This is a genomic window from Microthrixaceae bacterium (genome assembly GCA_016702505.1).
GTDB lineage: Bacteria > Actinomycetota > Acidimicrobiia > Acidimicrobiales > Iamiaceae > Aquihabitans.
On record JADJDU010000029.1, the window covers coordinates 37,093 to 49,093 of the forward strand.

Annotated in this window: 11 protein-coding genes; 7 read left to right on the forward strand and 4 right to left on the reverse strand. The window is 62.9% G+C overall.

Annotation, left to right across the window (positions count from 1 at the left end):
• Window positions 1-473: 473 nt before the first annotated feature.
• The 3 genes from IPG97_17120 (at window position 474) to IPG97_17130 (ending at window position 3,338) form a co-directional block, all read left to right on the forward strand.
• On the forward strand, window positions 474-1,412 hold the full coding sequence (locus IPG97_17120; GenBank protein MBK6858217.1) for a hypothetical protein: 939 nt from the start codon (window positions 474-476) through the stop codon (window positions 1,410-1,412).
• Window positions 1,412-1,897: a hypothetical protein gene (locus IPG97_17125; GenBank protein ID MBK6858218.1), complete on the forward strand. Its 486-nt coding sequence runs from the start codon at window positions 1,412-1,414 to the stop codon at window positions 1,895-1,897. Before IPG97_17120 ends, IPG97_17125 begins: the two co-directional genes overlap by 1 nt.
• Window positions 1,898-2,597: 700 nt before the next feature.
• Entirely contained in the window at window positions 2,598-3,338 is a 741-nt protein-coding gene (locus tag IPG97_17130) for a transposase (GenBank protein MBK6858219.1), read from the forward strand.
• Window positions 3,339-3,512: 174 nt separating this feature from the next.
• Here IPG97_17130 and IPG97_17135 read toward each other — a convergent pair whose 3' ends face one another.
• The 3 genes from IPG97_17135 to IPG97_17145 form a co-directional block, all read right to left on the reverse strand.
• Entirely contained in the window at window positions 3,513-3,821 is a 309-nt protein-coding gene (locus tag IPG97_17135; GenBank protein MBK6858220.1) for an IS30 family transposase, read from the reverse strand.
• Between the two features lie 296 nt (window positions 3,822-4,117).
• The gene (locus IPG97_17140) at window positions 4,118-4,303 is read right to left on the reverse strand and encodes a hypothetical protein (GenBank protein ID MBK6858221.1); all 186 of its coding nucleotides are present in this window, start codon (window positions 4,301-4,303) and stop codon (window positions 4,118-4,120) included.
• On the reverse strand, window positions 4,290-4,511 hold the full coding sequence (locus tag IPG97_17145; GenBank protein MBK6858222.1) for a helix-turn-helix domain-containing protein: 222 nt from the start codon (window positions 4,509-4,511) through the stop codon (window positions 4,290-4,292). The genes IPG97_17140 and IPG97_17145 overlap by 14 nt, the downstream gene beginning before the upstream one ends.
• Window positions 4,512-5,455: 944 nt before the next feature.
• Between IPG97_17145 and IPG97_17150 the strand changes: the two genes are divergently transcribed.
• From IPG97_17150 to IPG97_17165, 4 genes are all read left to right on the forward strand, one after another.
• Window positions 5,456-5,725, forward strand: a complete 270-nt coding sequence (locus IPG97_17150; protein MBK6858223.1) for a hypothetical protein — start codon at window positions 5,456-5,458, stop codon at window positions 5,723-5,725.
• 126 nt (window positions 5,726-5,851) lie between these two features.
• Complete coding sequence (locus IPG97_17155) at window positions 5,852-6,115, forward strand: hypothetical protein (protein MBK6858224.1); 264 nt, start codon at window positions 5,852-5,854, stop codon at window positions 6,113-6,115.
• 3,019 nt (window positions 6,116-9,134) lie between these two features.
• Complete coding sequence (locus IPG97_17160) at window positions 9,135-9,341, forward strand: Fic family protein (GenBank protein ID MBK6858225.1); 207 nt, start codon at window positions 9,135-9,137, stop codon at window positions 9,339-9,341.
• Between the two features lie 1,126 nt (window positions 9,342-10,467).
• On the forward strand, window positions 10,468-10,656 hold the full coding sequence (locus tag IPG97_17165) for a hypothetical protein (GenBank protein MBK6858226.1): 189 nt from the start codon (window positions 10,468-10,470) through the stop codon (window positions 10,654-10,656).
• A 10-nt stretch (window positions 10,657-10,666) separates the two neighbouring features.
• On the opposite strand, the gene IPG97_17170 is transcribed toward IPG97_17165, so the two are convergent.
• Entirely contained in the window at window positions 10,667-10,945 is a 279-nt protein-coding gene (locus IPG97_17170; GenBank protein MBK6858227.1) for a hypothetical protein, read from the reverse strand.
• Between the last annotated feature and the right edge of the window lie 1,056 nt (window positions 10,946-12,001).

The following is a 12,001-nucleotide window of genomic DNA, read 5'->3' on the forward strand; positions in this document are numbered from 1 at the left end:
GGAACGAGCCCCTGGGCGACAGATCCACCAGGGCGTATGGCGAGCTTGGTCGAGCGAGCAAAGGCCGATTCCATCTACCCCCACCCGATCGCTCGTCAGGACGGCCACGGGTCGTTGCCGACGTCTTAGAGCCAGCACGTGATCGCCGATCGACCTCGCCGAGCAGAGGCGACTAGGGCCGACGTCATCCGAGGAGGCAGGGTGAATCCGGTCAACGGGGCGTGGCTGGGGTCCCTGCCGGGTTGGGCCCGGGGCGCTAGGCCGTTCTGTTGCGCAGCTCATGCCGGAGAACTGGAGCTTTTGCTCAAGTCCGGTGATGATTGGCCGATCCTGAACGATCATGCTCTTGCCCTTGTGCCTTGGATAGTGGTGACGTGCGTCGGTCCGTTGGTGTTGGGATCTTGTGGGCGTTGTTGGTGTGCGGCCTCGCCGTTGTCGCGTCCCCCCCCCTGTGGGAGCGGCGGAGCCGGTAGGTGGCGGTGATTCCGCGCAAAGAGTTCAGTTGGATGATGGTCGGAGGGCGGCCCTTGCTGTTGGCCGAGCACCAAGGGTCCCAAACAGCACTTGTGATCCACGGTCCCGGCGGAGTGCCGATCTATCAGATCAACACCACCGGCGACGTCCAATACCTTCACCAAGACCACCAAGGATCGACCAGGCTCACAACGAACGCCAACGGCACCACCCGTAACACCATCAGTTATGAGACCAACGGTCAGATCGGATCGAACAGCAACTGGTGGCTCGAACAGCCATTGGTCGGGTTTGCGTCGATGCAACACGACACCGAAACCGGCTACATCCACACCGGAACCCGCTACTATGACCCCCAAAGCGGCCAATACACCTCCAGCCACCCACTCGCAAGCATCGGAATCAACCCCTACAGCTTCGCAGGAGGAAACCCATCGGCAATTGGATCCGACTTGGGCACGGGATTCTCAGGGTCGTGGGTACCTGGCTCAGCCTTTCCGGACTTCCGGTTAGACCAGTCGATTCTTCGAAATCCCTGGTTTCAGGCGGCAGTGGTTGCAATTGCCTGCACAGCTTCCGCCTGGTCCTGTGCCGCTGCCAATGTGGTGATTGTAACATTCAATGCTTTTAATCGGTTCAATGACTATGGATTCTCCTGGCAGTTCTTTGTTGGGACGGTGTTTGACGTTGTACTTGCGCTGATCCCAATCCGGGGAGTTGGAACTTTGGCGAAGGAGCCTCATGCAATGGTGAATGCGTATTCTATCCCGCTGTTTTATTACTCAAAGCCCTCGGCTGGAGCAATTCGCCAACTTTGGGCGGCAAATGGTGCGCTAGCTGCGGCCGTATCACTTACAAGCTACGGTTTTGGTAAATACGCCCTTGGTCCACCCCGGAAAGTGGAGGCGCCAGTCGACCAGGTCAGTGGGTGCAATTGATGCGGCCCTTCGTGATCGAATTTCAGTGTGCGGGAGTAAAAATACGGAAAGCGCGCGGTAGGATACTGGTTAGAACAGTATGTCTTGCCGGCGCGATCACCTCTATGGCCATCCTGGGGATGCCGATTTGGCAGACTGCGACTGGTCTTGTGGTTATTCTTGCCTCCGGTCTATTGCCTTGCCTCCATTTGGTGGGAGCGGATGAGCATGGTCTTATCATCACCAATAGACTGCTGCGCCATAGAAGTATTCCATGGGCGCACGCTACTAGTCCGTATTTGAAGTTCGCCGAGCAGCTTGGTGGACATTGTGAGGCCAGCCTTGGCGTTGGCAGTGGGTATAACGCAAGACGCGTAGAGATGTTTGCTTTGAGTGGCTATTTCCTCAACCTGACTTCCGTGGGCATGCAATGGCCATTAGTCGTGGAGGCGCTTTGGTCAATGAACCCTGATGGGCGCAATCAGCGGTTCGGTGAAAGGTTGTGAAGTGGGCGCACGAAAATCGGCGGTCCGATCGCCTCGTGGTCCGGTCCAGTTTTCAGTGCATGACTATTGGCGGGGGCGCATCCCTCATCTTGTTTGGGGTGTTGGCACTGGTATATGACGCGGGCATTTGGGCAATGGGTGCTAGTGTCATTGTTGGGGCACACTTCATAATGACTGGTGTCACGAGGTCAGCTGAGGTGGACACTGATGGACTTCGGGTGCGGTACAACCTCTGGGTTGCAGTTAGTCTTGATTGGGCCGAAGTTAGGGGATTGTGTGTTGTCGCGGAAGATCGAAATGCGCTGAGGGTATGGGTGGTTTCAAACGCAAACCTAATGGTGCCCATTCCCCCGGGAATCGTAGTTGGGTATTCCCATTTGCGAATGATGCCAGTTGCAATTTCAATCATCGACGATATTGCCATGTTCGCACCGGATGCTATGCGCGATGATCTTATGCTCGAACCCACCTCCGACAGTCCGTTGAGAATAAACCTGCGCGAAGTTTCGGGTTGGGGTGATGCGGGGTCCGCGTAGGCGAGCCTCTGGGTGGGCACATCGGGTCTATGACCTCCCACGTACCGCCCACTCCAGAGGCTCTGGCCTCTACTAGTGCCCCATTTCTCCGCGGAGGCGCTGGCGCATCTGATCGCAGCGATCACCCGTTCTTGCCGCCACCACCCAAACGTGGTCCCAAGGGCATGGCGATCACCGAACGAGTCCGGCTCGCGCTGGCCTACCTGCGCGAAGGAGTGTCGACTCGGGGCCTGGCCCGCATCACCTCGATCCCCAACACGACCCTGCGCGACAACATCAACCCGGTGCTGGCCGCGTTCGACCAGCTCGAAGCGGTGCTGCCCGACGGCACCGTGATCGAGAGCTTCGACGACGTGATCCGATGGTGTGCCCAGGAGGGCAAGGTGATCATCGACGGAACCGACTTCACCGTTGCCAGACCAGGCGATCAAGACCTCCAGCGGCCCTTCTACTCGGGCAAACGCAAGACTCACACCACCAAGACCATCGCCGTGTGCGATTCCTCCTCGAACCTGATGTGGGTCACGCCGCTCGTCGCGGGTGCCACCCACGACCTGACCGCGTTGCGTGATGCCAGCCTGCCCGACCATCTCGCTGCGTCGAACCTCGCTGTTCTCGCAGACTCGGGCTTCCAAGGCCTTCAAAATGACGTGCCCGAGATCAGGCTGCCCACACGTCGACACGGCACGGCCAAGACCCTCACCATGGTCGACCGCTTCTTCAACACGCTCCTCGCGTCGAAACGAGTGCGAGTCGAACACTCCATCGGCCGCCTCAAGCAGTGGCGCTGCCTCACCGTCCCAAACCAACGCCGCGACCTACTCGAACGCTGGCTACCAATCTGCTTGGCCCTGACCACCTTCCAGCAAGCATGGCCCCAATCGCGAAACTCCGCTCGGGTCTAATCACCGGTAATCCACTAGCTCCCCAGGACGTGCCACAGCCGACGAACACAGATGAGCGTGAAATGAACCCCTCCAATTGCTTGACCGTCTTCCTCTGCTCTACAAATGGCTTCGAGGTATTCGGGACATTGTCAGATCTCCTTTTCGCGGTTTCCTGAAGGTTCGACGGCGAGTTCAACCGGTCATCGCGACAGCGTGATGGTAGTGGTGGGCGGCGGTGGTCCAGCCGAGTGAGCGTCGGGGGATGGTGTTGATGCGGTGGGCGATTCGGTCGAGGTCGGCTTGGGTGTAGATCGAGAGGTCGGTGCCTTTGGGGAGCCAGCGTCGGATAAGGCCGTTGGTGTTCTCGTTGGTTGGGCGTTGCCATGGTTTGTGGGGGTCGCAGAAGTAGATGTCGATTCCGGTGGCTTGGGCGATGGCGGGGTGGTTGGCCATCTCGCTGCCGCGATCCCAGGTGAGGGTCCGTCTCAGCTCGGGTGGGATCGTTTCGAGGGGTGGCGGTGAGGGCGTGTTGGGTGCTCAAGGCGGTGTAGGCACAGTTGGTGTGTCGTGGCGGGCGAGCCACAGGTACCGGTTTTGCGGTCGACGAGGGTGATGTGATGGCGGACTGGTTGCGGGCGCCGATGATCTGGTCGCCTTCGAGGTGACCGACCTCTGCCCGTGCCTCGGCGGCGGGTGGGCGGTTGTGGATGATGTTGAACTGGCCGAGAACGCTGGATCGTTGCTGGCTATGGCGTTGACCGGTGTGTCGGCGTCGTGGACGACGGCGGTGCAACATCTTAGACCCTGGTGGGCAGGCCGTGACGTTTCGGGGCGTAGACGCCCTGGTAGATCGTTTCGTGGGAGATGTTGGCGGTATAGCCGTGGAGGCCTTGGGCCAACTCGATCGAGATCGTCATCGGCGAATCTCCGGCCACGAGACGTTTGGTCACCTGCCACGCCAGTTCGGGTTCAGCGACCAGCATCGGTGCTTTGGTCGCAATCGTGCCTTGTCAGCTCGGACCTGCGCTTTGGTCGCGGTGACGCGGCTCGGCCACCGTTGCAGGCGATCTCGCGTCCGATCGTGCTGCGATGACGTCCCAGCCCGCGGGCGATACAGGCGTCGGAGTCACCGCGTTCGATCCCAGCGCGGATTTGCTCACGATCAGACGCGGTGAGTGGGTTAGCTGGCATGCTGGGACTCTCCATCGGTTCAGGGTGCCTGGTAGACAGCGGCCATCATGGCCGCCATCACGCTCTGACCGGTGGAGACCCATCACCTCACGGTGTTGCCGTCACCCCTTGAACCCGCCGACCCCCAATCATTCCTCCAATTCCGTGCTCGATCCTCGGAGGGTTCTGTCGGTACAGCGAAGAGGGAGTGCCAATTGCTCTAAAGGGTGATAGTTGGAGCTCCAAGATCGGCAGTCTGGGATCGAGGTTCACATGCTTCGTTGGGTAAATCTGAGGCAGTCGTCCCTTGCAGTTCGCTATAGAGCCATGTCGCTCGTTGGGCTCACGTGAGGGCCAGCCGCCTGGCCAGGAGAGGCGAGCTGGCGTTGACGGTGCAAGACCCTGGAACCACAGATGTCTACCAGGTCTACGTTGTTGAGCCGACACTCATCTCCAGCATACTTGACCTGGTTGTCTGGGGCGGAAGTGTTTCGGCCGATTACAGACTTAATCTTTTGGCGCCAGGCGGACGGGTATCGCAACTAGCGGCTTTTGGGAGTGCTTATGATGAGAATCTATGGATTCAGAGAGCTGGCGAGATAGTCTCTGAATTGGGAGTTGAGGGCTTGCGATCCTTCGCTAAGTCCTAACACGCTATTCGACCAGTGCTGGTTGGGGAATTTTGGGTGTTGAATGTTCGGTCCGATCGATCGTCGACGTCGATGCCGCTTTTCGCAGGTCGGACCCCAGGTCGGTTAGGTCGAGTTCGCCGTCTCAGCGCAGTAGCGGCACCAGCGTCTTGAGCATCGGCGCCAGACGCTTACCAGCCGGGCGTTGCGGGCCACACCTGAGCCACACCCAAACGGAGGAACCACATGAGGCAACGAATCCCCCTACGCGGAGGTTTCGAGTGAGTCAATACGTCTGGTGACCACTTCCTGGTCAATGGGGATATCGTGGCACGCGTGGCACGCGCTGAGGAGTTGTCGATCGATCGGCAGGGCAGGCTTGTCGTGCCCCGCTCCATGCGAGACACACTTGGCGCTGTTCCCGGGACGATCCGCATTCGCGAGGTCGATGGTGGCTTGCTCCCTGAGCCCCTGCCCACCGGACGGGACGAGTGGTGGCGCACCTTGCACTCTGAACTCGATGGGCTCACCGATTCCCAACCCGCCTCCCTGGCGGAGGAGACGACGCTGCTCGATGGAACTGCCGGAGATGGCCTGAGTGCCTAGCGAGATCAAGCGGTGACATCTGGCGGGTGGACCTCGGCAGCAACCCAACCGACCCCGAGCAGGCGTTTGGCGGCCCGTGGTCGGTGAGTGACGATCGCCTCCACGATCCGCGGCTGAGGATGCGTCGTGGTTCCCGGCACGAGCACCATCCGACGGATCAGCTTGCACATGGTTCTCGAGCCAGATGCAGACAACGGTCTCGATGCACTTACGGCATTCCAGCCCGAGCAGGTGCGCTCAGTCTCGGTCGACCGCTTGCAAGATCGCATCGGTCGCGCAGGGCGATCGGACTGGCGCAGATCGACGAACTCCTGCGCACGGTTCTCAACCTCTGAACCGGCCCCGGCTGTGGCCGTGGGCGACACCAACCAGACCTACCCCGTGTGGTAGGCGGCTCGGGGCCAGGTACGTGAGGTTCGGTCAGTCTCGGCGCTGGTCGTGGCGGAAGACCTCGCCGGCCCACAGCGCTCACGCCACCAGCAGCGGCTGGAAGAAGAGGCGTACGAGGCGGGCCCGATCGGAGGCGGTGCCGAAACGCGTCGGCGTGTTCGAGGTACCGGGCGATGCTGCTGGGAAACACGATCACGAAGAACGCCGTGGGCCAGGGCGCCGGTGGTCTGGCGGTGTCGGGGAAGTGCGATCAAGGCGGCACCGAGAGCGATCTCGACCACGCCAGATCCCACGACGGTGAGGTCCTTGTTGATCGGAACCCAGTCGCGCACTTCCGCTTGGAAATCGTGGCGGAGGAACGTCAGGTGGCCGACGCCGGTGAAGGTCAGCGTCGCCCCGAGCAGGATGCGAGCGATGTCAGTGTAGGCGGCGGCCGGCTGGTGGAGCTGGGGATCTGTCGTCGGTCATCGGGACACCTGCGGGACATGAGCGGCTACGGTCACCCAAGAGCCAAACCACGATCCCCGCCGGTCCGCTGGAGATCCGGAGTATCTGTGTTAGCAGTCCGAGATGGACTCTGCCTCGGAAATAGTGACCGGGCTGCTCCAGGGAGAGAGCAGGCGATGGTGACTCGCAAGCCGATCGACAGTCGGGCGATGTCTCCCTTGGGCCCGCTTCATCGGTGGTCTAGCCGCGGCGCACGGCCGAGACCAGGCCGTGGGCTCAGGCGATCCTCGGGGAATCCCGTTGTTCGCAAACAGAACAACAGGAGTCTGATACCAGACTGATGTACTGTTGGCGGATGGCTATGACGTTTCCGGTTGACTGAAGAAGAGCAGCGGTCCTTCGGTTACGGGCTGAGGCGGAGGGTGTTTCCTTGATGTAAGATGCCGCCCGTCGGGCGATCCGTGAGTATGTAGACGCCAGGGTCATCGGGACCGGGTGGCGGTGCCGGCGATCGGATTGCAGACGTTCATGCCGACGCCGCTCTGAGCGCCTGGGGCACGAGTGACAGCACATCGTCGAGTTCACGACTACGATGTGCCATATCCCCACAGGCGCCACCTGGGCGACCCCCCACCGATCAGAGACGCCGGACTACTGACATCAGCGGTGGCGGCCTCAGGCCACGGTCTTTGGTGGACGCTCTCCTGACGATCTGGATGAAGGCCGCAGCTCTGGTTCAGTCCATCGTCATCAACCATGCTGGTTGACGGCAACAAGCGGCTTGGCTGACTTACAAACGGCCACGTTCTGAAACTGAACGTGCAAGGCGGTCGGCGTCACGGCAATGACGAGGTCTACGACCTTGTGATCGAGGTGGCCTCGAGCGATCTGTCGCCGGAGGAGATCGCCTCTCGGCTGCAGACCTTCGGCCTCGCCTGATCTCCGGCCGGGCGGGGCTGCCGGGCGGAGGCGCTGGAGGAACCGGCCGATCAACAGCGTTAGTGGTCGGGGTGAGGTACCGCCACCATTGCTCCGTGGCCGGCGACCCTGAGAAGTCGCCGGGGTTGCAGGTGGATCGGCAGGCGCTTGCCATGCACACGGCGGCGATCATCGCCGTAGGCACACAAAGGGCTGACCTCTTAAAGTGCGGTGCAAAGGGCGGCTGACCTTTCGCCGAAACAGGTGATGCGGCGACGCGGTCGAAGGCTCGGGCCGCCATTGCATCGAAGGGCAGCGGGTCGAAGTCGGTCCTCGGCTTGTTGGAGGTGTGCCTGCCGGGCAGCGCGCCCATCGGAAGGTGGCAGCGACCAGGGACCCACAGACAGCCCGGCGAGGGTGACGGTGGTGATGAGGGGCTCGGTCGGGAGCAACTCATCGGCTCTCGGATTCGGCCCAGAAGGATCGACGCGCTGGTATCGAGGACACCCCCTGGCCACGTCAGATCCCCTGATCGAACACGTCGTCGATATCGCGCCGAAGGGCCGCCGGGTCAACCTGGGAGGCGGGCCCAACGCTGGCGCAGCTCAGCCAGCGGAGTCGCGGCCCGGGGAGCCCGGACGCAATAATGGGCCAGCGGGCGTTCCAGCGCGGTGATAGTTAGCGCTCGCCACGCTGGGCACGCTCGACGACCTCGCCCGATGATTCTGGAGAGATCTCGAATCGACACCTCGACACGGCCAAAGCGTATCACGCGTGATACAGCGCTCACGGCGGTCTCAACCTGGGGCTCTGGGTGAGCACGGCCCTGAGGTTCGGTCAGTGCGGGATGCGCCAACCACGGTCCCAGCCGATCCGCGTGAGATCGGGAGCAACTGGGCAGTAGTCCGAGATAGAGTCATAACTCGAACAGTGCCGGAGCTGGTCCGGAGGAAGGAGGGAGGTGATGGCAACCCCCAAGGTCGATCGACTGCCGGTCGATTACTCACTTGAAAGCGCTTCACCGATGGCCTGGACGCCGCACGCGTCCGAGGTCAGACCAGGCCCAGGCGATCCTGCGGCGGCACGAAAGAGGACCGATCACTTCTCGGTGACCGTCTCATTGCCCCCGATGATCGTGCCGCGAGACGCATTGAGATCGATGGACGTCTGGCCGGGAGGTGGAGCGCGCCGTGATGGAGATCAGTTCGCTCGACCACCGGCACGCCGGCGATCTCAGTGCTCTTGGTGCCATGCTCGTGCGGACGGAGTCGGTGGCCGTCGAAGATCGAGCGGATACAGGCAGACATCGACGACTTCGACAGGCTCTCCACGGGTAAGCAGGCGAACACGTCGGCAGCGCCGATGGTGGCGGCTACCAACGCGCTGGAAGTGATGGTCGAGGACGTGGGTCGCACCCGAAACCGTCACCCTCGAGATGCTTATCCGTTTACCGAGCATTGATGGTCGATGACCCCAATGAGGGCCGGATGGGGCCGGTCGCCTCCGGGCCTCCGTGCAGAACTGGATCGGGGAGCGACCATTCACCCTGAGGTGGTGCCTTTACGTGCCCCCCCGCCCGCCGACACGGTGGAGGGATACATGGCGACCTGGTTGAGTACGCCAACCGTGACGACATGCCGGCCCTCGTCCAGGGCTGCGATCGCCCACGCCCAGTTCGAACTGGATCCACCCCTTCATCGACGGCAACGGCAGGATCGGCCGAGCGCGGGTCAACACGATCCTGCGTCGGCGCCAGGCCACCCGTCACGTGGTGATCCCGCTGGCGTCGGCCTTTGTGGCACGACGGGACCGCTATTTCGGAAGCGCTCGGCTCATATCGCTGGTGACGCCAGTCCAATAGTCACTTATTTGCTCGGCCGCCGCCGGGGCCGCAGCCGACCATCAGGGCACGGCGCTCTGTCCGGCCGAGGCGCCTGCGGAGATGGCGGCCATGGTCGGGTGGGGGCGCGGCGGGGAGCGCCACCGCGAGATTGCTGGCAGTGCTTGCGTCACAACCGGTGCTGTGGAGCCGAGGAAGGGCCGACGCCATCGGCCTCGGAATCGAGCATCTACGCCGCGCCGATCGGCCGACCGAGGCCGGCGTACTGAGGACCCTGACCACCAGGAAACGCAACCAGGTCTGGGGCGCCACCCCGATCCTCGACGAGCTGGCGGACCTGGGAGTCAGAATCGAGGCCGCGGGCCCGATAGCGCCAGCCGTGTGTTGTTATCAACACACGTCCCTGATTCCGTAAGTTGTGTGCTGCTATTCACACACGATCTGGCTCGGCGGGCTACCAATTGGCTGTCGGAGTGCGCAGCCACCAGCCCGTCTCGAGTTGCATCGTCGATGCCCACAATCCCGACCCCTACGCCCCACGTCGAGAGCGCTTAGCCTTCCAAGACTGGCGTGACGCCCGATAGTTACGACCCCGCCACAGCCCACCCGCTGGCGGATGTCGTTGATCAGCGAGTTCTGCTCCCGGCGCTCACCGGTGATGTCGAAGTCCAGCGAGGTCGGGGGGTCGGGGCCGAGTGAGGTCCCGACCTGTTTGCCTTGCCGCCGGCTTGCCGGACGTCTTGGCCTTGCCCTTGCGGGTTGAGGATCGGAATGAACGACTCGTCGGCCGGCGACCTACGAGGATCCGCCGTAGGCCCGTTGGGCCAAGGGAGCAAAGTGACGGCCGGGGGCCTCGTAGGGCGAGTTCAGGATCGATCATCCAGGGCTTCCGCCGTCACAACCCCTCCCGTTCGATGGCGTCGGAGGATGGTACGCCGAAGCCGTGACCCACGCCGTCGGGCACGTTCCCACTGCCAGCCGGGGCCGACGGCGACCAGCGTCAGCCGCCCGTTCCGCGCTTGACGATCCAGCGGGTCGGCTGGCCGGTCACCGCCGCGATCACGTCGAAGCCGCAGTCGTAGTGGAGGACCACGGCGTCGTTGACCTCGGCCGTCGCGGCGATCATCAGGTCTGGTAAGGGAACACGATGCTGGCCCCTTCTGGCGAGAAGTCCTTGAACCTCCAACGCCGATCCATTGCCCTGCCAGCGGGTAGCCACGGCAACGTGGCTATGTCCGGAGCGCAACGTCTCATAGTCCTGGCGGTTTCGTGCCGAATAGAGCACTTCGAGGGCAGTGACGTGGCAGGGAGCCAAGGCACCCTCGACAAGGAGTAGGGCCAGCAGGTCACGCGCCGCCGTGCTGTGTCGCCGCTGCTCGGAGCCGACTTGTCAGCTCGAGGTGGAGCCCGGTCACCGCCAGGCATCCTCCATCAGCCGCCGGATCCGCCAGGTCACCGGCCACGTCGTCGAGATGGTCGAGGAAGGCCAGGCGACCCGCACGGGCTGCCACTTCTGCAAGGGCTCGGTTGAACGTGGCCACCTTTTGCGGTTGTGCCCAAGACCTCCGCCGCCGCGTGGACAGGTTGTCGTCGTCGACGTCGATGACCGTCCGGTCATGGTCCACTCCTTGATATCAAGAACGAGAATGAACGATATCAACTCTCGATGGCGGTCACTCCGAGTTCACGACGCATCAGTGCGTGGCGGGCGTTGAGGGCGGTGATGTGGATGGCTGGCCCTCCCGGTCGCTGGTGCGGCCGTCGATCACGCCCTCGACCACGCCGTCGATCACGGACAGGCCGTCACGACCCCGACCGCCACCCCGGCCCGGCCGGGGCCCATGGCTGTAGGGCGCGCTCCCCGAGATGTGGCGAGCGAAGAAGCGGGCCGGGCGCTGGTGAGTCGATCACCGTGAAGGCGGCGTCGGCCACCCCGGTGAGGATCGGTTCCCATTCGGCGGCGAAGAGCTTGGGTGGCCGAACACCCAAGGAGGGCTGCGCCCACCGATCCCGATCAGCACGCCGCGCCACGTGAGCAACGGCCTGAGGTTGGCCAGCTCCCGGCGGATCTCCTCCCGCGTGGTGTCGGTGAAGTCCAGCAGCGAACTGGTCCTCGACTGCCGCCGACCCGCTCGTAGCGGTTGACCTGGCTCCACACCCGACCCTGGTCGCTGTGGCGGAGGTCGTAATTGAGCGGGTTGTCTCGCGGGCCGACGATCCGCTCAACGCCCCCGAACGGGCCAGGGGCGCTCGACGCTGGTGGAGGCGCTGTCGACCCCGCCCGACCACACCGGCCCTTGTTCGACGCAGCGGGACGTCGATGGCGATGGTGCTCTCGGCATCGACCACCACGCTGTGGAGCAGGGCCCGTGCTGTTGGCCCCCTTCGAACACGGCGCCGGCGGGGAGAAGGAAGGTCTGCGGTCGGGTTGTTCAATCGTCAGCCGTTCGACCACTGCGGCCGCCGGGGACCTCACACACGATGGTGACGCCCTGTGGAACCGAGGTGCGGATCGGCCGTTTCGGCCCGGGGTTTCGGTCCAGACCGGGAAGACCGTGAGCGGGCCGATCTGGGTGGGCGAGCCGAGGTGGAAGGTGGGGTGGTGATCATTGGATTCTCCGATCCGAATGGTTTGCCGACCGCCTGATTCACGGCGTTAGGAGCAAGTATGCGCTAAAGCT

What these genes read in the sequence shown, in the direction of transcription:
- IPG97_17125 (MBK6858218.1), top strand. Translation starts at nt 1,412, where the DNA reads ATGCGGCCCTTCGTGATCGAATTTCAGTGTGCGGGAGTAAAAATACGG.
- IPG97_17130 (MBK6858219.1), top strand. Translation starts at nt 2,598, where the DNA reads ATGGCGATCACCGAACGAGTCCGGCTCGCGCTGGCCTACCTGCGCGAA.
- IPG97_17140 (MBK6858221.1), bottom strand. Translation starts at nt 4,303, where the DNA reads ATGCTGGTCGCTGAACCCGAACTGGCGTGGCAGGTGACCAAACGTCTC.
- IPG97_17145 (MBK6858222.1), bottom strand. Translation starts at nt 4,511, where the DNA reads ATGCCAGCTAACCCACTCACCGCGTCTGATCGTGAGCAAATCCGCGCT.
- IPG97_17165 (MBK6858226.1), top strand. Translation starts at nt 10,468, where the DNA reads ATGCTGGCCCCTTCTGGCGAGAAGTCCTTGAACCTCCAACGCCGATCC.